Origin of the sequence: Bradyrhizobium amphicarpaeae (assembly GCF_002266435.3) — a bacterium.
GTDB classification, from domain to species: Bacteria; Pseudomonadota; Alphaproteobacteria; order Rhizobiales; family Xanthobacteraceae; genus Bradyrhizobium; species Bradyrhizobium amphicarpaeae.
The window spans coordinates 6,148,475-6,173,759 of record NZ_CP029426.2 but is presented as its reverse complement, the minus strand read 5'-3'; the positions used below and the strand labels follow the sequence as shown (position 1 = coordinate 6,173,759).

Genomic DNA, 25,285 nt, shown 5'->3' with positions numbered 1-25,285 from the left:
CGCGCGCCGATGTGATGGAACAAAGGGGCGCCCTCGGTCGATGATGAGACATCCCTCCTGGAGAGAACCATGCCGCAAACCGATCGCTCGACTTCCTTTCATTCGCGCCTCGTCGGCCAATACGCGCTGGTGACGGGCGCCTCGCAAGGCATCGGACGCGCCGTCGCCGTCCGGCTCGCCCAGGAAGGTGCCACGGTCGCCGTCAATTATTTCCAGAACGAGGACCGGGCGGATGAGACGCTCGCGCTGGCGCGGGCAGCTTCGAGCGATCGCGGCCACGGCGAGCCCGATCATTTCATCGTCAAGGCCGATGTCGGCAATGAGCATGCGATTGCCGCGATGTTCGAGGCGATCCTTTCGCGCTGGAAACGTCTCGATTGCCTGGTCAACAACGCCGGCTTCCAGAAGGAATCGCCGAGCGAGGCGCTCGATGTCGAAACCTATCGCAACATCATCGACGTCAATCTCACCGGCGCCGTGCTCTGCGCGCAGAAAGCGCTGGCGCATTTCGTGGCGCGCGGGGGAGGGGGCTCCATCATCAACTGCTCCAGCGTCCACCAGATCATCCCGAAGCCGGGCTATCTCGCTTATTCGATCAGCAAGGGCGGCATGGCCAATCTGACGCGCACGCTGGCGCTCGAATTCGCCGGCCGCGGCATTCGCGTCAATGCGGTTGGCCCGGGCGCGATCGACACGCCGATCAACGAGGCCTGGCGGGACGATCCCAAGAAGCGCGGCGAAGTCACCAGCCATATTCCGCTGGGCCGCGTCGGCACTCCAGAAGAGATCGCCGCCGTGTTCGCCTTCCTCGCCTCCGACGATGCGAGCTACATCACGGGGCAGACCCTCTATGCCTGCGGAGGCCTGACGCTGTTTCCCGAATTTCGGGATAATTGGGCGAGCTAGACACGTGGGTTTGCGGACGAAATCACGAACTCATCGACCGCTTCAGAAGTCTCCTGCGAGCAGATCGTAGGAGCCCCTGCTGCCGCGGACATACTTCCTGGCCGCCGTGGCACATATCAAGTCGCGATTGCAATCGAACGCGTTCAGGAATCCCGATTCGGTCGCGTGCGCGCCCGGTTGAATCTGCTTCAACGCGCCTTCGTCGATGAAGAATGAGGCTTCGATGGTGCTGTCGTGACCCCAGAACCGCACCGCACGTCGCGTCCGGTCATATGAGCGGTTGTGATTTGGAAAATCGATCATGGTTCGAGCCGATCAGGTTGCAGGTGCCTTGCGCTTCTTTCAATGCTGTTTTGACTCAAATGATGCTTTGACGACAGGGTTACAACCCGTTGCGGTTCCCATCGCGACGAATAGTTCGTCGCAAGCCTCGCTATTCGGCGAAAGGTGACTATCTATCGCCCATCACCGCCCGCCCTCGGCCGTTATCGGTGACTGAGAGCATTTGCGCTCCCGCCGCGACCAAGAGGCGGAGTGATAGTCGTCCGACAAGCCGCAAAAGCTGATCCTTGAAGAGCTGTTTCGCGTCCACGTTCGACGCTCCAGTGGTTTTTCCGAGTGTCCCGATGCCGGCCTGGCCGGCTGGCTGAAATACGCCGAGACTTTCAACGAAACGAGGCGGCATGTTCAAATTCCTGCAGTATCGCGCAAAAGCAGCTGCGTATGGCGTACTGGCGAAGAATTCGTCAGGCGAGGCCGATACCAGCAAGTTCGAAAGACTGCAGGATAGCCTTGCATGGCGCGCGGACAACGAGCAGGTCCTCGCGGACCAATACGTGGATGCGGTCAACGTCGGCGAGACGGAGCGATTGCGCGGCGCAGCCCTCGCGGCGGAGGAGGAGCGTGTCCTGCGGTGCCTCGGCGCGGCGGTCATCATGCAATGGAATTCTCTGCCGATGACGCTTCAGCGGGAGATCTTCGACACCGCCGGGTCGGTCGGAACATTGTTGGACACAGCGGCGCTCCGTGGGCAGATTGCCCGGTTTCTTCACAAGCACAGGCACGACTCCGATCCCAGCAAGATTTGACGCTCGGGAAACTTCGCGATGTAATTCGGCAACAGCCAAAAAAAACCGAGTTGTCAGCCTAAGGCGCCAAGGCGAACTCAACCTTACGGTTGATGCTCGCTTCCATCTTTTGCTCCACGTTCTCAACGATTGGGACCGACCCGGTCTCTGGACGTGAGAGCGAAAATGCCTCCTGCGATCATCAAGTCGATATTCCATTTGATAGGATCCGTCGCTGGCGGCGCGCTTGTTCATTGCGCCGGGTTCGCGGGTATCGTCCTGATATTGGGTGTGTCTGGGCTGGGCTTCTCTCCGGTAGCCGCACAGACTTGCTATTCCAATGGGAGTGGATTCCTGGGCAACTGTGACGCCTCAACGTTGGGGCCAGGCCAAATGACCGCAGTCGGCAACGGCGCCGCCGCGTTTGGAGCCGGTGCCACTGCCCTTGGCGATAATGCGGGCGCAAGCAACCAGGCGGCGACGGCGATCGGCGCTGGCGCCTCTGCGACCGCCTCCAGCACATCAGTGGGCAGAAGTGCCGGCGCAAACTCCATCGGTGCTGGACAGGGCGTGACGAGCATCGGCGCATACGCCAACCACACCCAAAGTGATTTCGCAGATTGGAGCACCGCAATTGGTGCCGGTGTTGACGGCACCGCCGCTACGTCGTCCGGAAAGTACAGCGTTGCTATCGGTGGGGGCGATGGCGTAGCCGGCCAGACCGGAGCAAGTTCAAGTGGCGATAGATCGGTCGCGATCGGCGTGAGCAGCGCCGCGGCGGGGATATCTGCCACCGCGATTGGAAGCGGCGCGAGTGCCAGCACGACAAATGCCGTCGCCCTGGGAAACGCGGTGACGGCAAGCGGCAGCAATTCCTTCGCGGCTGGCAACAACTCCCACGCCACCGGGGCGAGCGCCGTCGCGATCGGCGATGGTGCAACCGCCGGCGGGGGTGCCAATGCCATCGCCATCGGGACCAACGCTACCGCGAGCTTCACGAACTCCGCCGCAATCGGCTCCGGCGCGACGGCGACGGCTGCCAACCAGGTTGCGATCGGCACGGCAAGCAACACTTATCGCCTGGCCGGCGTTGCCTCCGCCGCAAGCCTTGCGGCGCAGAGTGGACCAGTGTCCTTCGTCACCACCGATGCTGCCGGCAATCTCGCGACGTCGAACTTCAATCCGGCGAGCATAACCTCTTTGCAATCGCAGGTGACCTCGCTGCAATCGCAGGTGATGGACAACCGGCTCGAGGCGCGTAGCGGCACCGCGGTGGCCCTCGCCGCCGGCTCGATGCCGGCGCTGCAGGCCGGCCGCAAATTCGCGCTGTCGGCGGGCTACGGCAATTTCGAGGGTGCCAACGCATTCGCGCTCGGCGCGACCGCGCTGCTGTATGACGGCAAGAGCTACGCCGTCATCGCCAATGCCGGCGGCGGCATCGGGCTTGAGCGCAACGTTGCAGGCGGCCGCGGCGCTGTCTCGATCCAGTGGTAGGAAGAACGCGTTTGCAATGACGCTTCGTTGGGTAAGCGCGGGCCTTGGGCTATCGGTTCTCGGCCTCCTGATCCTGGGCGCTGTGGCCACGTCTGCGCAGCAGACGTCGCCGCAACCACACCCGGCCATGCCGTCTCAGCCGCAAGCCGCAACAAAGCCGGCCAATATCGACCGCAACGGCGTGCTGATGCTGATCCGATCGACGCTGCTCGCACTCGATCACGCCAACAAGACCGGGAACTACACCGTGTTGCGCGATCTCGGCGCACCCGGGTTCCAGGTCAACACCGCAGCAAGGCTCGCGGAGATTTTTGTCAAGCAGCGCGGCGACAAGCTCGACCTCTCGGGCGTCGCCGTCATCGATCCACAATTGTCACTGCTGCCGCAGATCGAACCAAACGGCCTGTTGCACATGGCAGGATTTTTTCCATCGGTGCCCTCGCAGGTGAATTTCGAGCTGCTGTTTGCACCGGTCGAAGGACAATGGCGCCTGTTCGGCGTGTCTCTGTCGGTCGGTCAGTCCGCGCCGGTCGCGCCGCCTGCGCCTGAAGCGTCGGCGGCCAAGGCCGTGGTCTCGCAGAAGCAGGCGACGACGAAACCCGGCGTGACTTCGAAACAATCTGCTCCGTCAGCGACGCATTGATCGGCGGATGGAACTGCTTCATCGCGCATGCAGCGTCGCAATATTCGTGCACAGTCACTTCGAACTCCGTGGTAGAATACGACTGAAGGCGCCAATGCCCTGCATGCTTGTTTGCAATGATGAAGTTGGCCGTGACCTCTGAATCTGCTCTGCTATCGGAGCTGATCGGACTCGTTTACGACGCTGCGCTCGATCCGACCTTGTGGCCGCGTGCCCTGGAACAGGCTTGCCTGTTCGTCGGCGGTTCCTCCGGCATCCTGTTCTGGCACGATGCGGCTACCCAGCAATCGGCCGTGCTGTATAGCTTCAACGAAGAGCCGCAGTACACGAAGCTCTATTTCGGTAAGTATCTTCCCCTCAATCCCTGTTTTCCGGCCGCTTCGTTCGTCGAGGCCGGCATCGTCTGCGCATCTACCGATCTCGTCCCCTTCGACGAAATGGTCGAGACTCGTTTTTACAAGGAGTGGATGAGGCCGCAGGGCCTCATCGATGCTCTCGCCACGAACCTCGAGAAGAGTGCAATGCGCTCTTCGATCCTGGCTGTCCGCATGCATGAGGAGCACGGGCTCGCCGATGCCGAGGATCGCCGACGGCTTGCGCTGATCGTCCCGCATTTCCAGCGCGCCGTCTCAATCGGGCGGTTGTTCGATCAGAGCAGGGCGACTCAGGCGGTGCTGACACAGACCCTCGACAACGTCACGGCTGCCGTCTTCCTGGTCGGCCCGAACGGGCGCCTGGTCTTCACCAATGCGCCGGGGCGCGCCATGCTGGACGAGGCCTCGCTGCTGACCGAGCGAAACGGAAATTTGGCTGCAGTCGCGTCCGAGGCGCAGCGGGCACTCCGCGACGCGCTCGCGACTGTCGAGAGTGGCAGCGCGACGGTCGGGGGTGGTGGTCCGATTTCGCTCTCGGCCGCGCTGTCGGGCCACTGGTTTGGCGATGTGCTGCCGCTGACCTCCGGCGACCGGCAGCGCACCGGCGCGCTGCATTCCGCCGTTGCCGCGGTCTTCGTTCGCAAGTCCTCGCCGGCAAGTCCGCCGCCGCTGGAGGCGCTTGCAAAGCTCTACAAGCTCACGGCCAGCGAAATCCGCGTGATCGACGCCATCATGAAGGCGAGCGGGGTGAAGGCCCTGGCCGACCTGCTCGGGCTGACCCAGGCAACCGTCAAGACGCATCTGCACAACGTCTTCCGCAAGACCGGCACCGCACGGCAGAGCGAGCTCGTCAAGCTGATCGCCGGCTTCGAGCCGCCGGAACGGGCGTGATCTGGCAAAGCGGGCAGGCGCGAACTACATCATGCGCCATGACCAATGCTCCGCTGCCAAACCATCCGCTCCAGGAATTCGTCGCCCGGCACCAGCGTCTGTTCGTGCTGACCGGCGCCGGCTGCAGCACCAATTCGGGCATTCCCGATTATCGCGACAGCAACGGCAACTGGAAACGGACCCAGCCGGTCAATTTCCAGGCCTTCATGTCCGAGGAGCAGACGCGCCGCCGCTATTGGGCGCGCAGCCTGATCGGCTGGCGGCGGTTCGGCCAGGCTCGCCCGAACGATGCGCATCACGCGCTGGCCAGGCTCGAGGCGGGCGGCCGGTGCGGGATGCTGCTGACCCAGAACGTCGACCGGCTGCATCAATCCGCCGGCCACCGCCACGTGATCGACCTGCACGGCCGTCTCGACCTGGTTCGCTGCATGGGCTGCGACCGCAAGATTCCGCGCGATGAATTTCAGCATGCGCTTGGTCGCTCGAATGCGGAATGGCTGACGCTCGATGCGGCCGATGCACCTGACGGCGACGCTGACCTGGAGCACGAGGATTTTTCGTCTTTCCAGGTGCCTGCTTGCGAAGCCTGCGGTGGCATCCTCAAGCCCGACGTCGTGTTCTTCGGCGAGAACGTCCCCCGCGACATCGTCGCCACCGCGCAGGATCATCTGGCGCAGGCCGATGCCATGCTCGTCGTCGGCTCATCGCTGATGGTCTATTCCGGATTCCGTTTCGTACAGGCTGCCGCGCAGCGCAAGATTCCGATTGCGGCGGTCAATCTCGGACGCACCCGCGCCGATGATCTCCTCACGCTCAAGGTCGAGGAGCGCTGCGAAGCGGCGCTTGCATTCCTGCTCTGATCGCACGGGCGGCGAACACGCCTTGCCTATTGCATAGGTGCCAAGCAGAATGGCTTGGCGCGGCATTCCCCGTCATCCATGGCATGGAAATTGCTGCGCTTTCGACGACAGTTTCGACGATCAGCCGGAGAATTTGGAATGCTTGAGGGAGCCGAGGTGCGGCTTGCCGTCGATATCGGTGGCACGTTCACCGACATCGTGCTGGACGTGGGTTTGGATCGCAAGACGCGCAAGCTGCTGACGACGCCGCAGCGCCCCGAGCAGGCGGTGCTGGATGGAATGCGTCTCATTCTCGCCGACGCGCGTGCCCATATCAGCGACATCGATGTCTTCATTCACGGCACCACGCTCGCGACCAACGCCATCATCGAGCGCCGCGGCGCCAAGACGGCGCTGATTGCGACCGAAGGTTTTCGCGACGTGCTCGATATCGGCACCGAGAGCCGCTACGACCAGTATGATCTCGGCATCGACAAGCCGAGGCCGCTGGCGCCGCGCAGTCTGCGTTTCACCGTGCCCGAACGCGTCGACGCCCACGGCGCCGTCCGTCTCGCGCTCGACGAAGCGTCGGTGCGTGCACTCGCGCCAAAATTGCGCGAGCTGGGTGTCGAGAGCGTCGCGATTGCGTTCCTGCACTCCTATGCCAATCCCGAGCACGAGCGACGCGCAGCCGCGATCCTGGCCGAGGAGATGCCTGATATCTCCGTGACCGTGTCCTCGGCTGTCTGTCCCGAGATTCGCGAGTACGAGCGCACATCGACTGCGGTCGCGAACGCCTATGTGCAACCCTTGATCGACGGCTATCTCGCCCGGATGGCCGACGCCTTGCAGATCGAGCAGTTCCGCGGCGCGATCTACCTTGTCACGTCAGGCGGCGGCGTCACGTCGATCGAGACGGCGCGGCGCTTTCCGGTGCGCCTCGTCGAGTCCGGGCCGGCCGGCGGCGCGATTTTCGCGGCGCAGATCGCGGCAAGGCTCGGCGAGAGCAAGGTGCTGTCCTTCGACATGGGCGGCACCACCGCCAAGATCTGCCTGATCGAGAAGTACCAGCCCGAGACCTCGCGCGTGTTCGAGGTCGATCGCGCGGCGCGCTTCCTCAAGGGCTCCGGCCTGCCGGTGCGCATCCCCGTGATCGAGATGGTCGAGATCGGCGCCGGCGGCGGCTCGATCGCCCATGTCGATGCGATGAAGCGCGTCACCGTCGGGCCCGAGAGTGCATCGTCCGAGCCGGGACCGGCCTGCTACGGCCGCGGCGGGCTGCGACCGGCGGTGACGGATGCGGACGTCGCGCTCGGCATGATCGATCCCGATGCTTTCGCCGGTGGCACGATCAAGCTCGATCCGGAGCTTTCGAAAAAGGCTCTGCTGAGCAGCGTCGGCGAGCCGCTCGGCCTGTCGGCGGAGACTGCAGCCTATGCCGTGCACGAGGTCGTCTGCGAGAACATGGCGAGTGCGGCGCGCGTCCATGCGGTCGAGCGCGGCGAGATCGTCGGCCAGCACACGCTGATCGCCTTCGGCGGTGCCGCCCCGTTGCATGCGGCGCGGGTTGCCGAGAAGATCGGCGTCTCCCGGGTGATCGTGCCGTCGAATGCCGGTGTCGGCTCGGCCGTCGGATTCCTGGCCGCTCCCATCGCCTATGAGCTGGTGCGCAGCCGCCACGTCCGGCTCGATGATTTCGACACCGAAGCGGTGTCGGATCTCCTGCAGGAGATGGTGACCGAGGCGCGCGCATTGGTCGAGCCGGGCGCCGCCGGTGCGCCGGTGCGCGAGCGTCGCTCCGCCTTCATGCGCTATGTCGGCCAGGGCCACGAGATCTCGGTCGAGCTGCCGAACCGGCGGCTGAATTCGGCCGATCTCGCCGGCCTGCGCCAGACGTTCGAGGCGGATTATTCCGGAATGTTCGAGCGGTCGATCCCGGGCGCCGCGATCGAGGTGTTGAGCTGGTCGGTGCTCGCGACCACCGATGCGCGCAATCCGTCCGCCGTCGCCGCCGTCGCGCGCAAGCCGGCCGGCAAGCCGAGCGGCAGCCGCAAATTCTTCGACGGCCGGGCAGGCGAGGTGATCGAGATCCCGCTCTACCGCCGTGAGGACATGGCGCCGGGCGCGACCATTGCGGGCCCCGCGGTGATCGCGGAGGACGAGACCTCGACCTTCGTCTCCACCAGTTTCGACGCCCATATCGACGGTGCCGGCAGCATCGTCATGGAACGGAAGGCAGCCTGATCATGAGCAAGGCAAACGGCGCGAGCCTGATCGACCTCCAGATCATGTGGCACCGGCTGATCGCTGTGGTCGAGGAGCAGGCGCAGGTGCTGCTGCGCACCGCCTTCAGCCCGATCGTGCGCGAATGCGGCGATCTCTCGGCCGGCGTGTTCGACCTCAAGGGGCGGATGCTGGCACAGGCCGTGACCGGCACGCCCGGTCACGTCAACTCGATGGCGGAATCGGTCAGGCACTTCATCAGCCACTTTCCGATCGCGACGATGAAGGAAGGCGATGCCTACATCACCAACGATCCCTGGATGGGCACCGGCCACCTCAACGACTTCGTCGTCACCACGCCCTGCTTCAAGGACGGCAAGCCGGTCGCGCTGTTCTCCTGCACCAGCCACCTGATGGACATCGGCGGCATCGGCTTCGGCCCCGACGCCACCGACGTGTTCATGGAGGGGCTCTACATCCCGATGCTGAAGCTGATCGACCAGGACATCGTCAACGAGACGCTGATGGCGATGATCCGCACCAACACGCGGCTGCCGATCGACACCGAAGGCGACACCTATTCGCTGGCCGGCTGCAACGACGTCGGCTGCGAGCGCCTGGTCGAGATGATGACCGAGTTCGGCATCGATACGCTCGACGAACTCGGCGACTACATCTGCGACCGCTCGCGCGAGGCGGTGCTCGCCGAGATCGCCAAGCTGCCGAAGGGCAGCTGGCGCAACACCATGGTTGTCGACGGCTACGACGCGCCTGTCACGCTGGCGGCCACGCTGACGATCTCGGACACGGGCATTCATGTCGATTTCGACGGCACCTCCGCCGCCTCGAATTTCGGCATCAACGTGCCGCTGTCCTACACCATCGCCTACACCGTGTTCGGGCTCGGCTGCGTCGTCGCCTCGCAGATCCCGAACAATGCCGGCTCGCTCTCGCCGTTGACGGTGTCGGCTCCCGCTGGAGCTATCCTCAATGCGCCGAAACCGGCGCCCGTCGCCTCGCGCCACATCATCGGCCAGATGCTGCCCGACGTGGTGTTCGGCTGCCTGCGCCAGATCATTCCCGAGCGTGTGCCCGCCGAAGGCACCTCCTGCCTGTGGAATCTCAACGTGCGCGGCCAGACGCGAAGCGGCGTCGGCGGCAATTACGGGTTCTCGATGGCGGTGACGTCCAATGGCGGCACGGGCGCGCGCTTCGCCAAGGACGGGCTGTCGGCCACCGCCTATCCCAGCGGCGTGCGCGGTACGCCGGTGGAGATCGCGGAGACGCAGACGCCGCTCATCTTCTGGCGCAAGGAGCTGCGTCCGGATTCCGGCGGGGCAGGGCGCACGCGCGGCGGCCTTGGCCAGATCATCGAGGTCGGCAGCGGTGTCGACGCGCCGTTCGACATCCTGGCGGCCTTCGACCGCATCGATCATCCGCCGCGCGGGCGCGACGGCGGCAAGAATGGCGAGGCCGGCTATGTCGGCCTGAAGTCCGGCAAGAAGCTGCGTGGAAAGGGCTTCCAGCAGGTACCGCCGGACGACCGGCTGGTGGTGCTCACGCCAGGTGGCGCCGGCATCGGTGCGCCCGGGACGCGCGATCGCGCGGCGGTGGAGGCTGATGTCGAAAGCGGGCTCGTCTCCGCGGACAATGCAATTGCAGTTTATGGGTACGCGCGCTGACGCGTCGGCGCGTTTGGTAAATGGAGGGGCTCTATGATCACGCGACGTAACTTCACTGCGGGCGCAGCGACGCTGCTCGCCGCCGGCCATATCTCGACCCGCGCTCGCGCGGCGACGACGAGCTGGGACATGTCGACGGTCTGGCCCGACGGCAATTTCCACACCCAGAACGCGATGGCCTTCGCGGAGGAGGTGAAGAAGCAGACGGGCGGCGCGGTGGCCATCACCGTGAAGGCCGGTGGCCAGCTCGGCTTCAAGGGGCCGGAGCATCTGCGCGCCGTGCGCGACGGCCTGGTGCCGCTCGCCGACGTCCTCAACATCCAGCAGGTCGGCGACGAGCCCTTCATGGGCGTCGAGAGCATTCCGTTTCTCTGCGGCTCCGTGGAGGAGCTGAAGGTATTGCACAAATATGTGAGGCCCGAATACGAGAAGATCGCCGCGCGCAACAACCAGAAGATCCTCTACATCGTGCCGTGGCCGACGCAGTACCTGCACCTCAAGGCGAAGGTCGCCGACGTCGAGGGTTTGAAGAACATCAAGATCCGCGTACCCGACAAGAATGCCGTCGAGATGCTGAACGCCATCGGCATGGCGGCGGTGATGATCCCCTGGGGCGAGACCATTCCCGCGCTGGCCTCCGGCGCTGTCGCCGGCGTCTCCACCTCGTCGGTATCGGGCGTCGACGGCAAGTTCTGGGAATTCCTCAAATACGTCTACCCGACCAATCACGTCTGGTCGTCGCAGATGCTCACTGTGAATCTCGATTCCTGGAAGGCGCTCAGTGCCGATCAGCAGAAGCTCGTCGCTGATATCGCGGCCAAGATGGAGCCGGGCTTCTGGGCCAATTCGCTCAAGGCCGACGTCGACAGCCTCAACCGCCTGAAGGAGGGCGGCATGGAGGTGGTGCCGGTCTCGGACGCGATGATGACGGAGATCCGGGCCAAGACCGCGCCGCAGCTTGATGCCTTCCTTAAGCGCGTGCCGGCGGCCGACAAGCCGGTGCGGGCCTATCTCGCCGAAATGAAGCGCGGCTGAGGGCTGCATCGTGGTGAGCGTTTCGTCCGAAGCACCGCACAGCCTCAACGCAGCGGCGCCCGCGCCGCTGCGCATCCTGCTCGACGGCATCGATCGTCTCGGCCGGCTCGACGGGTGGATCGGCGGCGGCTGCCTGTTGACGCTGACGCTGCTGATGCTGTGCGAGGTCGCAACGCGCTTTCTCTCGAACTTCCTGCTGTTCTTTCCCCCGACGATCTCGATCGCCTGGGAATACTCATCCTATCTGATGGCGGCGTCGTTCACCTTCGGCGCCGCCATGACCCTGCGCGTCGGCGGCCACATCCGCGTCGTGCTGCTGCTGAAGAACGCGCCGGCGCCCGTGCAGCGCGCGCTCGAGATATTGTCGGCTGCGGCCGGCTTTGCCTTCATGGCATTCCTGACCTCGGCGATGGCGAAGTTCGCCTTTGGCGCCTATGTGCGTGGCCAGGTCTCGACCTCGAGCGACACGCCGCTGTGGTTTCCGGAAGCCGTCGTCACCTTCGGCATGCTGCTGCTGACGCTGCAGTTCCTGGCGCGGGCGATCCAGGCCGTGCTCGGACTGCCGCTGGAGGACCATCGCATGAAGGCCTCGCCCGTCGAATGACAGCTTTGCTCGCGCCCGGATTCAAGATCGCATGACCATCGAAGTCGTCGCCCTGTTTGCGATCCTGTTCGCGCTTCTGGCCTGCGGCGTGTGGATCGGCCTGACGCTCGCGCTCACCGCGACGCTGCTGCTGGCGATGTTCCGTTCGATCCCGCTCGACAAGCTCTTGCCGCAATACGCCTGGAACATCCTGACCACGCAGGAGCTGCTGGCGCTTCCGCTCTTCATCCTGATGGGCGAATTGTTGTTCCGCACCCGCCTGTCGCGCTCGTTGTTCCAGGGGCTGGCGCCGTGGGCCGGGCTGCTGCCGGGCCGCCTGCTGCATGTCAACGTGATCGGCTGCACCATCTTCGCGGCGATCTCGGGCTCGTCGGCCGCGACCACGCAGGTGATCGGTCGCATGTCGCTCAACGAGCTCACGCGCCGCGGCTATTCGCGCGACATCGCGATCGGCTCGCTCGCCGGCGCCGGCACGCTCGGCTTCCTGATCCCGCCGTCCAACATCATGATCATCTACGGCGTGCTCGGCGACGTTTCGATCCTGAAGCTATTCACGGCCGGCGTGCTTCCGGGCTTTCTGCTGGCAGCGACCTTCATGGCCTGGGTGATGCTGCATACGACGCTGAACCGCAGCCTGGTGCCGGAGACGGAAGCCAAGCTCTCGCAGGTGCCGTGGGGCGAGCGCTTCGCGGCGCTGAAGGATCTCGCGCCGGCGCTGTTCCTGATCGCCTGTGTGCTCGGCTCGATGTATGGCGGCCTCGCCACGCCGTCGGAGGCCGCCGCCGTCGGCGTGCTCGGCGCCGCGCTGGTCGCCTGGGTGCAGGGATCGATGTCGCAGCAGGTGATACGCGACGTGCTGATCGGCTCGGTCGTGACCTGCTCGATGATCGCGCTGATCGTGCTCGGCGCCTCGATCCTGGGGAATGCCGCGGCCTTCCTCGGCATTCCCCAGGCGGTGGCCGCCTTCGTGAAGGGCCTCGGCCTGTCGCCCTTCCTGCTGATCGTGGTGCTGGTCATCTTCTATCTCGTGCTCGGCTGCTTCCTCGACGGCTTCTCGATGATCGTGATGACGCTGCCGATCGTGCTGCCGATCGTGAAAGGGGCGGGCTTCGACGACGTCTGGTTCGGCGTGTTTCTGGTGCTTGCCGTCGAGATGGCGCAGATCACCCCGCCGGTCGGCTTCAACCTGTTCGTGATCCAGGGCCTCACGGACGACGGTCTCGGCTATATCGCGCGCGTCACGATGCCCTACCTGATGATCATGATCGGCTTCGTGTTGCTGCTGACGCTATGGCCCGGGATCGTCACGATTCTGCCGCGGGTGCTGTACGGGTAGATCGATCGACGTCGTCTACCATCCGTAGTGCTGCCCGACGGGCAAAACACGCCAGCGCTGGGTCGATAGCCACACGTCAAAATATTCGCATTTACAGAAGTTCGGTTTTGCCGTACAAGCCTGGGCATCCCGCCCGCCACAAGGGGCGTTTCGCGATCGTCACGAGACGCGGGCCGGGATGCGGTGGCCGCGACGGCGTCGGCGCGCAATGATGGCTGCAGGGCGGGCAACCGTGAGCAGCGACAGGCGCGATACGACACGGCGCTGACAGCATCTTCCCATGGTCTCGGCGGCGAGCGCACGCCAGCCGTCGAGAACCCAGCGAGGATGTGCGCGGACGGAGAAGTCGTGTGGTCCCGACGCCCGAGGTTCTGGCGTCAAGTCTTGCGGTGATGCGGCGGCCCGACCGGGTGCGCACATCGATCAGCCGCAAGGCGACGGGGGCAATAGTGCATCGCTCCCCGAGGAGAGCACGAAGGACACCGTGAAGACCATCGCGCAGGGAAGGCCGGGCGACCGGCACACCTGTCGTCCAACCCCGTGCGCGTTTTTCGCACACGCGGGACTTCGGGTGCCAGCCGGCGCCCGGCCTTCCCTGCGCCCTTGCTTTCGAAGAGGGTGCAAGACGCAAGCAAAGCTCGGGCGAAACACGCCGCGAGGATGCGAAGGTATGTCCGCGAATACGCAGGATGGGTAGAGCACTTGCGAAACCCATCGTGTTTCATCGTAGAGATCATGGATGGGTTTGGCTTCACTCTACCCATCCTACGCCGTCGCGATTTTACCGCGCGTGCTAACGGCGAGTTGCGAACCAGACGCGCTGCAACACTGCTGCGATCAGAACTGTCTGCGCGCGACCGCGTGCGACATTGCGAGCCGAGCTTGACCGTCCTGCGGTGGCTGCTGCTCTGCGGTATCCCGTATTGGATGCGTTTTTGCCGAAAACCGTGACTCGAAGGTAATTCTACTGATCGGATCGATGCCTTTCATTTAGGCAAATTAAATGCTTCGGCGCTTACTTGAAGTTCATAGGTTCGATTTTCGCGAATACCATTTGGAGGCTCCCATGCGGACCAATCTTCCGGTCACGGCCGTCGAATATCCGGTTACCGATGATATGCTGATCGTTTCCCGCACCGATACGAAAGGGAAGCTGACCTACTTCAACGATCAGTTCGTCGACGCTTCCGGATTTTCTGAAGCCGAGTTGATGGGGCAGGCCCACAACATCATCCGCCATCCGGACATGCCGTCAGCAGCCTTCGAAAATCTGTGGGCGACGCTCCAGCAGGGCAAGCCGTGGTCCGGTGCCGTGAAGAACCGGCGCAAGAACGGGGACTTCTACTGGGTGTTGGCAACCGCCTCTCCCATTCGGGAGAACGGGCAGATCGTCGGCTATAGCTCCATCCGCACCAAGTTGCCGGCGGATCAGCGCGCCGAGGCGGAGCAGGTGTACGCGATGATCCGCGAGAACCGGGCACACGCTTATCGGCTGGATGCCGGCGTCATTCGGCGACGTTCGCTGCTCGACCGACTTGCCATTTTCAACGGTACGCTGAATGCGCGCCTTGTCACCCTTGTCGCAGCCCTGCTGTTCTTGCTCCTGGCGATTGGAGGCGCGGGCCTGCTGGGCACGCGCGAGAGCAATATCAGGATGAAATCGATCTACGAGGATCGGGCGCTTCCGCTCGCACAGCTCTTCGAGATCAATGACCGAATGAGGGACAATACGGCGCTGCTGTTCGAAGCCGCCTCCAACGGCGCAGCCGGAAAGCCCGTCGGTGAGGTTGCGACCAGGGTCGGTGCCAATCTGGACAAGGTCGGCAAGGTCTGGTCCGAATACGTGGCAACTTATCTCACGCCTGAAGAAAAGGGTGTCGCCGATACCTTTACGCCGAAGCGAGTGAACTATGTCGAGAAAGGATTGAAGCCGGCGCTGTCGCTGCTATCGCAGCAGAAGTACGTGGAGCTTGCTGCCGCCCTCGCGGGCCCAGCCCGCGAGCTGTACGACGCGGCCAAGGCCGATCTTGACAAGCTGGTGGAAATTCAGATCAGGGAGGCCAAGGCGGAGTACGATGCGGCGACATACGAGTATGGCTGGCTGATCGGCATTGCCTTGACGCTCCTGGCCCTCAGCATCACCGTCGCTGGGCTCCTCAGCCGTCAGACCATTCGCGCCATCGTGCGCCCGCTCCAGCGGCTCAATGATGCGATGCTGAGCGTCAACGCCGGCAAGCTCGACAACCGCATCGTCGTCGAACGGGACGACGAACTCGGTGTCGCGCTCAGAAACCTGCAGACGTTGCAGGCGAGCGTCCGATTCGACCGCGATGAGCTCGGCGCGACGCAAAGGCGGTCGGCTGCCGAGCGCAAGGTCGAGATGATCAAGCTGGCCGGCAGCTTCGAAAGCGCGGTGGGCGAGATCATCGAAACCGTGTCCTCGGCCTCGACCGAGCTTGAGGCCTCGGCCAACACGCTGACCTCGACCGCGGAGCGCGGCGAGAAGCTTGCGACGATGGTCGCTGCGGCTTCCGAAGAAGCGTCCACCAACGTGCAATCCGTCGCGAGTGCGACGGAAGAGCTGTCGTCCTCCGTCAACGAAATCGGCCGCCAGGTTCAAGAGTCGGCGCGGATGGCCAACGAGGCGGTGGAGCAGGCCCGCCTGACCGATCAGAAGGTCGGCGAACTCTCCATTGCGGCAGCCCGGATCGGCGACGTCGTGGAGCTCATCAACACGATCGCGGGCCAGACCAATCTGCTCGCACTGAACGCAACGATCGAGGCCGCGCGGGCCGGCGAAGCCGGCCGTGGTTTTGCCGTCGTGGCCTCCGAAGTGAAGGCCCTGGCCGAGCAGACCGCCAAGGCGACCGGCGAGATCTCCCAGCAGATCGCCGGCATTCAGGGCGCCACTCAGGATTCGGTCAACGCCATCAAGATGATCAGCAGCACGATCAAGTCCTTGTCGGAGATCTCCTCGACCATCGCGGCGGCGGTCGAGGAGCAGGGCGCGGCGACCCAGGAGATTGCGCGCAATGTCCAGCAGGCTGCTCAAGGCACGCATCAGGTCTCGTCGAACATCAGCGACGTCCAGCGTGGCGCCTCCGAAACAGGCTCTGCCTCCGCGCAGGTGCTCGACGCGGCGCAAGCGCTTTCAAGCGACAGTAACCGGCTGCGAACGGAAGTCGGTCGCTTTCTCGACAGTGTCAGGGCCGCTTGAGCGGACGCCGATCTGTTGCAAGTCGTTGTCCCGCGTTCGAGGGGACAACGACTGGATCGACGGCGCAAGGCAGCGTTCGTCTATGCCGCCGCCTTCTTGCGCGCGAGCTCTGCCTTGTACAGTTCGAACTCTTCCGCAACCGCCTTCGCGACCGACGGCCGCTGACGCAGGCGTTCGTAATAGGCCTTGACGTTCGGCCATTTCGCCAGTTCGATCGGCGGCGTCGCCATGGTCCAGTTGATGACCGTGACGAGGTAGGCGTCAGCGACGCTGAAATGGTCGAGCAGGAAGTCGCGCCCCTTCAGGTAATTGTCGAGATAGTCGAGCCGCGACAGGTTTCTCTCCAGCACATAGGCCTTCGCTTCCTGCGGCGCCCTGCGGTCGAGCACGGGCACGAACAGCCCCTTGTGCAACTCGGTGCCGGTGAAGCACAGCCATTGATGCAGCCGCGTGCGATCGATGCCCTCCGCCGCACCGAGCCCCGATTGCGGGAAGCGGTCGGCGACGTATTGCAGGATCGCGGCGTTCTCGGTCAGGATCACGCCCTCGTCGGTGCGCAGCGTCGGCACCAGGCCGATCGGATTGACGGCGCGGAAGTCGGAGCCGTCGCTCAGCACCGTCTTGGTCGACGGGTCGACCTCGAGATAGTTCGCCTCGGCACCGGCTTCGTATAGCGCGACGCGTGTTGCCATCGAACAGGCGAGCGGCGAGAAATAGAGATCCATCTGTAGCCTCCTTGGGCAATTCTTGAGGTTTCGCTCAACCTGGCCAGATTGATTTTTGTACCATCTTGCATAATATGAACCCGGTCAAGGATTATTTGCGAAATGGTACAAAAGTCAAAACCGCCAGCTGCCGCCAATGAGCCCGAGGGCCGCGGCCAGCCCAAGCGCCGCGGCCGCCCGCGCGCCTACGAGCCCGAGGTTGCGCTCGGCAAGGCGCTGGATCTGTTCCGCAGGCAGGGGTTTGCCGCGACCTCGCTCGATGATCTCAGCGAAGCGACCGGGATGAATCGGCCGAGCCTGTATGGTGCCTTCGGCGACAAGCGCGAGCTCTACATCAAGAGCTATCAGCGCTACCGCGAGGAAGCGCGGGCATCCATGTCCGCAATCTTCCGCGAGGAGATGCCGGTGCGCCAGCGGCTGGAGCGCATCTTCGCCTCAGCGCTGAACATCTATCTGTCCGGCGAGACCGGCCCGCGCGGCTGCTTCACGGTGGTGACGGCAGCTTCCGAAGCCGTCGGCGATCCCGAGATCCGAGCCATGGTGCTCGACGGGCTCACCGAGCTCGACAAGGCCTTTGCGAATTGCTTCCGCCGCGCGAAGGAGAAGGGTGAATTGCCGGAGAGCGCTGAGCCGGCGGTGCTGGCGCAGATCGCATCAGCAACGGTGCACACCATCGCCATCCGTTCCCGCGCGCGCGTGCCGCGCAAAGAGCTGGAGGCGATCGTGAAGGGTGCGATCGATGTGATGGTGGGAGCCAAATCCTAGTTGTCGTCCCGGACAAGCGTGAGCGCAGATCCGGGACCCGTACGCCGCAGCAGTAGTCTGGCGAAGACTAGGAGTCGAAGAGTCTTTGGTACTGCGACCCTGCGCTACCGATTGCATCACGCGGTATGGATCCCTGCGTTCGCAGGGACGACAGCGAGAGGCGGCAGCGATCCCGCGTCCCGACTACGCCGCTCGGATCTGCGCGAGGAAGCGATCCACTTCGTCCCGCAGCCGCTGCGACTGCTTCGACAGCTCGATCGCCGAACCCAGCACTTCCTCGGCCGCTGTGCCCGTCGCGGCGATGCCGGCCGTGACACCGGAGATGTTCTGCGAGACCTCGCCGGTGCGGGCGGCCGCCTGCTGGACGTTCTGTGCGATCTCCTGCGTCGCCGTACCCTGCTGGCCGACGGCCGCAGCGATCGCGGCGGAGATCTCGTCCACCTGCTGGATCGTCGCGCAGATCGACTGAATGCCGTCAACCGCGCCTGATGTCTCGCCCTGCACCGCCGTGACCTGTGCCCCGATCTCCTCGGTCGCCTTCGCCGTCTGCGTCGCCAGCGCCTTGACTTCGGAAGCGACCACGGCAAAGCCGCGGCCGGCTTCGCCCGCGCGCGCCGCTTCGATGGTCGCGTTCAGCGCCAGCAGGTTGGTCTGGCCGGCGATGCCGCTGATGAAGGAGACGACGTCGCCGATCTTCTGCGCGGCCTCGGCCAGGCTCTGTACGCGTGCATTCGACTGCCGTCCGTCGCTCGCGGCCTTGCCGACCACCTCGGTGGCGTGGGCGAGGCGCCGGCTGATCTCGGTCATCGAGGAGGACAGCTCTTCCGCCGCCGCCGCGACGGTCTGCACGTTCTCCGAGGCCAGTGTCGAGGCCGACGACACCGCGCGCGTCTGCTGTCGGGATTGTTCGACGATGGCCGACATCGACCGCGCCGTATGCTCCATCTCGACCGCAGCCGAGGACACCGTGGTGACGACGTCGCGGATGCTGGCCTCGAAATTGTCGGCAAGCGCGGCGAAGGCGCGCCGCTTCTCCGCCTCGGACTGCGCCTTGGCCTCCAGCTGCTCGGCCTGGAGCTTGCCGAAATTGACGGCGTTGTCGCGGAACACCGCGACCGCCTTCACCATTGCCCCGACTTCGTCGTTGGCCTTGCTGGCGGGGATAGTGACGTCGGTCCGGCCGTCGGCTAGCTCGCGCATGACCGACGTGATGGAGAGGATCGGGCGCGAGATGCTGCGGGCAATGAGATAGCCGACGATCCCTGCCAGCAGCAACCCGAGCGCGGCGATGCCGATTGCGAGCATCCAGGCGCGGTCGGCCGAGGCTTCGTAATCGGCATTGTCCATCACCAGCTCGACGGCTCCGAGCGGCTTTCCGGAGAAGTCCTTGATCGGTCCGAGCAGCGCTGCGACCGGCGTGCTGTCGAGCTTGGCCTGCTTCACGGTGAAGCTGCCTGCGGTGGCGTGGCCGTAATCGGCGGCGTCGAAGAAGCTCTTGCCCTTCAGCGTGCCGCCGAACAGCTTGAAGCCGGAGCCGTCGGCGAGGTGGAAGGCGACGTCGATGTGGCGGTTGGTCTTGAAATCGTCGAGGAAGGATTGGCCGAAGGTCAGGCCGAATTCGACCGAGCCGAGATGCTTGGCCCCTTGCGCGATCGGCACCACGCCGCGGATGCCGAGCCCGGCCACGCCGCCCTCGAGGCCGACCACGACCTTGTGCTCCTGATTGGCGACCAGAACGGTCTTGCGGAAGCCGGAAAGATCGTCGCCGAATTTGGCGGGCTGGTGCACGCGCAGGAACGAGGTCGCCGGTGCCACATGGAACTGGAACTGCTCGACACCGTATTCCGATTTGGTCGCGGCGAACACCGGCCCGAACAGCCCGACCAGGGCGTTGCGGTCTTGTTTGGCCATCGCGTCCTGCGTCGCCGGCATCGCGGCCACAACCGTGCTCATGGCGGCGGCGCGATGCGACTCCTCCGCGATCCGCGACAGCAGGGCATCGTAATGGCTGCGCAGCTCGCGCTGATCGGCGCGGTCGATGATTCCCGCGATGATCCACATCGCCCCGAGCACGGCGAACAGGGCGGTCGCCGCCGCGGTCGCCGCGAGGGCAACCGTAATCCGCATCCTGAGGCCGAGACTCGCGCGCATGTCCGACTCGTTCGTTGAGAGTTGATGAAGGACGCTTATCAACTTCTCGCTAAGAGAGGATGAACGGGGTACCGGCAGTTGTGCCGCTGGGAATGAGGCGACGGCGTGTGGCCTAGTATCCCCTGGCCCGGTCCACCACATTCTCCAGTGCACCACCGGCCTCGAAACGCGCGATCTGCTCGGCGACGTAGGCCGAGATCGCATCCGCATCCGTATCGGCGGCGTTGTGCGGCGTCAGCACCACCTTGGGGTGGGTCCAGAACCGGCTGTCATCGGGCTGCGGCTCCTGCACGAAGACGTCGAGGGAGGCGGCGCCCAGCGTGCCGTCGTCGAGGCAGGCCAGGATGTCGGCTTCGTTCTGCAAACCGCCGCGGCCGGCATTGATCAGCACCGGCGCGCCGAGCGGGCTGCTGCGGTTGAGCCTGGTGAAGACGTCGCGGTTGAGGATGCCGTGCGTCTCCGGCGTCAGCGGCAGCAGGCTGACCAGGATGTCGGTCTTGCGCAGGAACGTATCCATGCCAGCGGTGCCATGGAAGCATTCGACGCCGTCGATCGCGCGCGGGCTGCGGCTCCAGCCGGCGACACGGAAGCCGAGCCGGCGCAGCACGTCGGCGGCATCCGCGCCGAGCGTTCCCAATCCCATGACGCCGACCGTAACCGCGCTCGCCGGCCATTGATATCGGGGCTCCCAGCGCTTCACTCGCTGCGAGTCCCGCAAATAGAGCTCCTGGCGGTGGTGCATCAGCACGTGCAGCACCACATATTCGGTCATGCGGCCGGTCAGGTCGGGCACGGCGACGCGCACCAGCGGCACGTCAGGCAGGCTCTTGTCCGCCATCAGCGCGTCGACGCCGGCGCCGAGATTGAAGATCGCCCGCAGATTGGGAAAGGCGCCGAGGTCGCCCGGCACCGGCTTCCACACCGTGGCATAGTGCACCTCGGCGGGATCGAGCGTGGAATCCGGCAGCAGCACCACGCGACGGCCGCCGCCGACCGCCTCGAACCGGGCCTTCCAGCGCTCCGGCAGCCAGTTCTGCTGCGTGCTGTTGATCAGGACGGCCAGGGTGCCTTTGGTCATTCGAAGTGCCTCGTCGGGGTTCCGCTTACAAAAGCTCTCCTTGGCATGATCTGCCGGACTTTTCCTGCAAATTATTTCCGCAGCGCTGTCGGGGCGGGGCATATTGGCGCGTCTTCAAATCAAGCGTTCGAGGAAAGTGCCGCCTATGCTTTACGCCATTCTTTGCTATCACGATGAGGACTTCGTCGGCTCCTGGAGCAAGGAGCAGGACGAGGCCGTGATGAAGAAGCTCGCCGTGGTGCAGGAGAAGCTCACCCAGCAGGGCCGGCTCGGGCCGGTGGCGCGGCTGCTGCCGACCACGGCGGCGGCGACCTTGCGCAAGGAAGACCCGCCGCTGGTGCTCGACGGCCCCTATGCCGAGACCAAGGAGCAGTTGCTCGGCTTCTACATCGTCGACTGCAAGAATCTCGACGAGGCGCTCGACGTCGCGCGCGATCTTGGTGCTGCCAATCCCGGCGGTGCTTACGAGGTGCGTCCCGTCGGCGTATTCCGGCCCGGGGGAAACCTGACGTGAGCGAAGCCGACACCGGCTGGATCGAGACCGCGCTGACCTCGGCGCGGCCCCAGGCGGTCGGCGCGCTGCTGCGTTATTTCCGTGATCTCGATACCGCCGAGGAGGCGTTCCAGAACGCCTCCCTGCGCGCGCTGAAGACCTGGCCGCAGAACGGGCCGCCGCGCGATCCTGCGGCCTGGCTGATCATGGTCGGCCGCAATGCCGCCATCGACGAGGTGCGCCGCACCCGCAAGCAGCAGCCGCTGCCGGAGGACGACCAGGCGATCTCCGATCTCGACGACGCCGAAGGCGCGCTGGCCGAACGGCTGGACGGCTCGCACTACCGCGACGACATCCTGCGGCTGATGTTCATCTGCTGCCATCCGCAATTGCCGGCGACGCAGCAGATCGCGCTGGCGCTTCGCATCGTCTCCGGCCTTACCGTGAAGCAGATCGCGCGCGCGTTCCTGGTCTCGGACGCGGCGATGGAGCAGCGCATCACCCGCGCCAAGGCGAAGGTTGCGGAGGCCGGGACGCCGTTCGAAGCGCCCGGCGCAATCGAGCGCTCCGAGCGGCTCGCCGGTGTCGCGGCGATGATCTATCTGATCTTCAACGAGGGCTATTCGGCGAGCGGCGACACCGCGGAGATCCGCAAGCCGCTCTGCGAGGAGGCGATCCGGCTGGGGCGCCTGCTGCTCAGGCTGTTTCCGAGCGAGCCGGAGATCATGGGGCTCACGGCGCTCAGCTTGCTGCAGCATGCGCGCAGCGCCGCGCGCTTTGCCGCGGACGGCTCGCTGATCCTGCTGGACGACCAGGACCGTTCGCTGTGGAACGGCACCATGATCGCGGAAGGGCTGGCGTTGATCGACAAGGCGATGCGTCATCGCCGCAGCGGGCCCTATCAGATCCAGGCCGCGATCGCCGCGCTGCATGCCCGCGCGGCGACGCCGGAGGAGACCGACTGGGTGCAGATCGACCTGCTCTACGGCGCGCTCGAGGTCGTGCAGCCGTCTCCTGTGGTGACGCTCAACCGCGCGGTCGCGGTCGCCAAGGTGCGCGGGCCGCAGGCCGCGCTCGATCTGATCGAGCCGCTCGCCCCGAAGCTCGCCAACTATTTCCATTTCTACGGCGTGCGCGGCGCCTTCCTGATGCAGCTCGGCCGCAACGACGAAGCCCGCGTCGCCTTCGATCGCGCCATCGCGCTTGCCAACACCTCCGCAGAAGCCGCCCACATCCGCATGCACATCGATCGCCTGATCCGGGACAGCCAGCCGAGGCAGGCCGATGGCGGCGCCAGGCAGGGCGCGAAGGCGACGTGAGGCGCGGACCCTGTCCGCCGTCATGGCCGGGACAAGCCGGCCATGACGAAAAGAATCGTTCCGCCTTGTCGGCCCCCGCCGTCTCCGTTCGTCCTTAGCCCGTATCCACGGAGCCCCTCATGTTGAAAGCCATTGCCATCATCGCCGTCGTGCTCGCCGTTGGAATCGCGGGCGTCCTCGCCGTTGCTCTGACCAAACCCGACACCTTTCGCGTCGAGCGCAGCCTCGCGGTCAAGGCGCCGCCGGGCGCGATCTACCCGCAGGTCGCCGATTTCCATCGCTGGACCGCTTGGTCGCCCTATGAGGGCCGCGATCCCGCCATGAAGCGCACCTTCGGTGGAACTGCGGCAGGGAAGGGCGCGACCTACGCCTGGGACGGCAACAACAATGTCGGCGCCGGCCACATGGAGATCCTCGAGGCGAATCCCGCGTCAAAGCTCCGCATCAAGCTCGACTTCGAACGTCCGTTCGAAGGCCACAACACGGCCGAGTTCACCTTTGTGCCGCAAGGCGATGCCACACTGGTGACATGGGCGATGTCAGGTCCGGCCCCGTTCCTGTCCAAGGTCATGCAGGTGTTCATCAACATGGACAGCATGATCGGCAAGGATTTCGAGGCCGGCCTCGCCGGCCTGAAGAAGCTCACCGAGAAGCAATGAGCCTCACTGCAAACGAAGAGGAGAGAAACGATGCTCAACCCCTATCTGTTCTATCAGGACAATTGCGAAGCGGCGTTCAACTTCTACGCCAAGACGCTCGGCGGCAAGATCGATGCGATGATGCGGTCATCGGAGGCGCCGCCGGACATGCCCGCCGCGCCCGGCCGTGAGAAGACGATCATGCATGCGCGGATGTCGCTGCCCGACGGCAGCGTATTGATGGCCTCCGATGCGCCGCCGGAGCATTTCAACAAGGCTCAAGGCTTTTCGATCTCGCTCACGGTCAAGGATACCGCTGAGGGCGAGCGCAAGTTCAACGCGCTCGCCGACGGCGGATCCGTCACCATGCCCTTCAGCAAGACGTTCTGGGCCAAGGGCTTTGGCATGTGCGTCGACAAGTTCGGGATTCCCTGGATGGTGAACTGCCCGGCCGAAGGAATGTGACAGGCGCGACCGCCTGCATGAACGAATGAGTTGCGATCCCCTCTCTCCAGCGTTGTGGGAGAGGGGACGCTTGAATTTATCGCGCCGCACCCGGATCTGTCGCGAGCTCGCTCAACGGATCGATCCGGTCACGTCCTCGCCTTGCTGCGGCGCCTGAACGCAGCGAGGGCAGATCACGAGCTTGGTGCCGAGCCGCTTGTCGTTCTCCGCTTCGATCTCGTCATGGACCGCCCACCACGCCTCCGAATATGGCCGCAAGGTGCCTAGCACGCGTTCCCGTTCCCGATTGGGATCACCTGCCGCGGGCGCGGGGCTCGTCGCGCGCCGCTTCGCGACATGCGGGCGGTTCGATACTTTGTTGGGGTCCTGGCCGAGGCCATCCCATGCGATCGGGCGACGCTCCTGCGCCGGTGCGACTGCGCAGCCAAGCAGCGCCGTGCAGAAGGCGAGCAAGATGAAGCCGTGTCGCATCATGCCGGATCCAGAATTCGGTGCACGATCCGCAGGCTCCGTGTGGAGAACCTGCGTCGATCAAATGGAACTCAAGGCAAACCGATGGGCCGGCATGGCCGAGGGAATGAACTCACGAATCGCATCACTTTGCGGGCGCAGTGAGGCCGCTTCGTGAAACCCTGCGGACTGCATCGCACAACAATTGACGCAAAATTGGGCTGTGATCTGCACGTCAGAATCGCTATTCGTGATTCATAAAAGCTTCAAATTGGGATGGACGTCACTTGGAAGGGGAGCGACCGATGGCGGCGGCGCTACAGATCAATTTTGCTCTTTGGGGGATGCTCATCTGCGCCAGCATGAAGCTGGCGCCGATGATCCAGACTCTCTATTGAAGCTGGCCAAACCGTGATGACTGGGTTCCTCAGCGGCAGCGCGGGTAGATCGCGGCGAGATCTCGCCCTTTGAGCAGGAGCAACCGCGAGCTCAGGCCGCCGCGGCGGCTGATCCAGTCGCGCACGGGGCCGGGATAGGCGGCAAGCACCGCGACCGATGCTTCCGGTTCTGCATAAAAGCGCCCGCGCCGGTCTACCGAACGCGCCGCATGGAAGCCGAGCACCGCGCGCTTGGTGACGCAGATGCGCTCGCCCGGCACGATGCTCAGCACCAGCGTGCAAGCAGACAGGCAGGGACCGTCGATCACCACGCGCTCGCCGCTCTCGCGCACCTTCTCGAACAGATCGAGAAACGGCCCGACCTGTCCGCCCGGAGACTGGATGATGCGGATTTCGGCTGACGCAGGCGCGGTGGCGAGCAGCGCGGATGCCAGCACCAAGGCGTTGAGGCAGCTGATACGCCGCATGAAGCTCTCCACGAACTCGCTATTG

23 protein-coding genes are annotated in these 25,285 nt (G+C 64.7%); 17 read left to right on the top strand and 6 right to left on the bottom strand.

Annotation, left to right across the window (positions count from 1 at the left end; genetic code table 11):
- The first annotated feature begins 69 nt into the window (after window positions 1-69).
- Window positions 70-906, top strand: coding sequence for an SDR family oxidoreductase (locus CIT40_RS28980; RefSeq protein ID WP_094893353.1), 837 nt, complete (start codon window positions 70-72; stop codon window positions 904-906).
- A 42-nt stretch (window positions 907-948) separates the two neighbouring features.
- On the opposite strand, the gene CIT40_RS28975 is transcribed toward CIT40_RS28980, so the two are convergent.
- Window positions 949-1,209 (bottom strand): DUF1488 family protein, encoded by a 261-nt coding sequence (locus CIT40_RS28975; protein WP_094893354.1) that lies wholly within the window; start codon window positions 1,207-1,209, stop codon window positions 949-951.
- 380 nt (window positions 1,210-1,589) lie between these two features.
- Here CIT40_RS28975 and CIT40_RS28970 point away from each other — a divergent pair, with 380 nt between their 5' ends.
- The 11 genes from CIT40_RS28970 to CIT40_RS28920 all read left to right on the top strand — a co-directional run bounded on the left by CIT40_RS28970 (window position 1,590) and on the right by CIT40_RS28920 (window position 16,311).
- Window positions 1,590-1,994 carry a hypothetical protein gene (locus tag CIT40_RS28970; protein ID WP_094893356.1) on the top strand — a complete coding sequence of 135 codons (405 nt, stop codon included), beginning with the start codon at window positions 1,590-1,592 and terminating at the stop codon, window positions 1,992-1,994.
- A gap of 165 nt (window positions 1,995-2,159) precedes the next feature.
- Window positions 2,160-3,467, top strand: a complete 1,308-nt coding sequence (locus tag CIT40_RS28965) for a hypothetical protein (RefSeq protein WP_094893357.1) — start codon at window positions 2,160-2,162, stop codon at window positions 3,465-3,467.
- A gap of 16 nt (window positions 3,468-3,483) precedes the next feature.
- Window positions 3,484-4,110: a hypothetical protein gene (locus tag CIT40_RS28960; RefSeq protein ID WP_094893358.1), complete on the top strand. Its 627-nt coding sequence runs from the start codon at window positions 3,484-3,486 to the stop codon at window positions 4,108-4,110.
- Window positions 4,111-4,241: 131 nt separating this feature from the next.
- The gene (locus CIT40_RS28955) at window positions 4,242-5,375 is read left to right on the top strand and encodes a helix-turn-helix transcriptional regulator (protein WP_244611867.1); all 1,134 of its coding nucleotides are present in this window, start codon (window positions 4,242-4,244) and stop codon (window positions 5,373-5,375) included.
- Between the two features lie 38 nt (window positions 5,376-5,413).
- Window positions 5,414-6,235: an NAD-dependent protein deacetylase gene (locus CIT40_RS28950; RefSeq protein WP_094893359.1), complete on the top strand. Its 822-nt coding sequence runs from the start codon at window positions 5,414-5,416 to the stop codon at window positions 6,233-6,235.
- 138 nt (window positions 6,236-6,373) lie between these two features.
- Window positions 6,374-8,458 carry a hydantoinase/oxoprolinase family protein gene (locus CIT40_RS28945; RefSeq protein WP_094893360.1) on the top strand — a complete coding sequence of 695 codons (2,085 nt, stop codon included), beginning with the start codon at window positions 6,374-6,376 and terminating at the stop codon, window positions 8,456-8,458.
- A 2-nt stretch (window positions 8,459-8,460) separates the two neighbouring features.
- The gene (locus CIT40_RS28940) at window positions 8,461-10,119 is read left to right on the top strand and encodes a hydantoinase B/oxoprolinase family protein (protein ID WP_094893361.1); all 1,659 of its coding nucleotides are present in this window, start codon (window positions 8,461-8,463) and stop codon (window positions 10,117-10,119) included.
- 33 nt (window positions 10,120-10,152) lie between these two features.
- A complete protein-coding gene (locus CIT40_RS28935) occupies window positions 10,153-11,154 on the top strand; it encodes a TRAP transporter substrate-binding protein (protein WP_094893362.1) in 1,002 nt (333 codons plus the stop codon).
- 10 nt (window positions 11,155-11,164) lie between these two features.
- Window positions 11,165-11,758: a TRAP transporter small permease subunit gene (locus tag CIT40_RS28930; protein ID WP_094893363.1), complete on the top strand. Its 594-nt coding sequence runs from the start codon at window positions 11,165-11,167 to the stop codon at window positions 11,756-11,758.
- A 31-nt stretch (window positions 11,759-11,789) separates the two neighbouring features.
- Entirely contained in the window at window positions 11,790-13,094 is a 1,305-nt protein-coding gene (locus CIT40_RS28925) for a TRAP transporter large permease (RefSeq protein WP_094893364.1), read from the top strand.
- Between the two features lie 1,066 nt (window positions 13,095-14,160).
- Window positions 14,161-16,311 carry a methyl-accepting chemotaxis protein gene (locus CIT40_RS28920; protein ID WP_094893365.1) on the top strand — a complete coding sequence of 717 codons (2,151 nt, stop codon included), beginning with the start codon at window positions 14,161-14,163 and terminating at the stop codon, window positions 16,309-16,311.
- 80 nt (window positions 16,312-16,391) lie between these two features.
- Here CIT40_RS28920 and CIT40_RS28915 read toward each other — a convergent pair whose 3' ends face one another.
- Window positions 16,392-17,036: a glutathione binding-like protein gene (locus CIT40_RS28915; protein ID WP_094893366.1), complete on the bottom strand. Its 645-nt coding sequence runs from the start codon at window positions 17,034-17,036 to the stop codon at window positions 16,392-16,394.
- 102 nt (window positions 17,037-17,138) lie between these two features.
- On the opposite strand from CIT40_RS28915, the gene CIT40_RS28910 reads away from it, so the two are divergent.
- On the top strand, window positions 17,139-17,801 hold the full coding sequence (locus CIT40_RS28910) for a TetR/AcrR family transcriptional regulator (protein WP_094893367.1): 663 nt from the start codon (window positions 17,139-17,141) through the stop codon (window positions 17,799-17,801).
- Window positions 17,802-17,984: 183 nt separating this feature from the next.
- Here CIT40_RS28910 and CIT40_RS28905 read toward each other — a convergent pair whose 3' ends face one another.
- The gene (locus tag CIT40_RS28905) at window positions 17,985-19,952 is read right to left on the bottom strand and encodes a methyl-accepting chemotaxis protein (protein WP_162307724.1); all 1,968 of its coding nucleotides are present in this window, start codon (window positions 19,950-19,952) and stop codon (window positions 17,985-17,987) included.
- 112 nt (window positions 19,953-20,064) lie between these two features.
- Complete coding sequence (locus tag CIT40_RS28900) at window positions 20,065-21,030, bottom strand: 2-hydroxyacid dehydrogenase (RefSeq protein WP_094893368.1); 966 nt, start codon at window positions 21,028-21,030, stop codon at window positions 20,065-20,067.
- A gap of 145 nt (window positions 21,031-21,175) precedes the next feature.
- Here CIT40_RS28900 and CIT40_RS28895 point away from each other — a divergent pair, with 145 nt between their 5' ends.
- The 4 genes from CIT40_RS28895 (at window position 21,176) to CIT40_RS28880 (ending at window position 23,945) form a co-directional block, all read left to right on the top strand.
- Entirely contained in the window at window positions 21,176-21,544 is a 369-nt protein-coding gene (locus CIT40_RS28895) for a YciI family protein (RefSeq protein ID WP_028140339.1), read from the top strand.
- Entirely contained in the window at window positions 21,541-22,842 is a 1,302-nt protein-coding gene (locus CIT40_RS28890) for an RNA polymerase sigma factor (protein ID WP_094893369.1), read from the top strand. Before CIT40_RS28895 ends, CIT40_RS28890 begins: the two co-directional genes overlap by 4 nt.
- A gap of 119 nt (window positions 22,843-22,961) precedes the next feature.
- Window positions 22,962-23,501 (top strand): SRPBCC family protein, encoded by a 540-nt coding sequence (locus CIT40_RS28885; protein ID WP_094893370.1) that lies wholly within the window; start codon window positions 22,962-22,964, stop codon window positions 23,499-23,501.
- Window positions 23,502-23,531: 30 nt separating this feature from the next.
- A complete protein-coding gene (locus tag CIT40_RS28880; RefSeq protein WP_094893371.1) occupies window positions 23,532-23,945 on the top strand; it encodes a VOC family protein in 414 nt (137 codons plus the stop codon).
- A gap of 111 nt (window positions 23,946-24,056) precedes the next feature.
- Here CIT40_RS28880 and CIT40_RS28875 read toward each other — a convergent pair whose 3' ends face one another.
- Window positions 24,057-24,419: a hypothetical protein gene (locus CIT40_RS28875; protein WP_094893372.1), complete on the bottom strand. Its 363-nt coding sequence runs from the start codon at window positions 24,417-24,419 to the stop codon at window positions 24,057-24,059.
- A 403-nt stretch (window positions 24,420-24,822) separates the two neighbouring features.
- Window positions 24,823-25,260, bottom strand: coding sequence for a hypothetical protein (locus tag CIT40_RS28870; RefSeq protein ID WP_094893373.1), 438 nt, complete (start codon window positions 25,258-25,260; stop codon window positions 24,823-24,825).
- Between the last annotated feature and the right edge of the window lie 25 nt (window positions 25,261-25,285).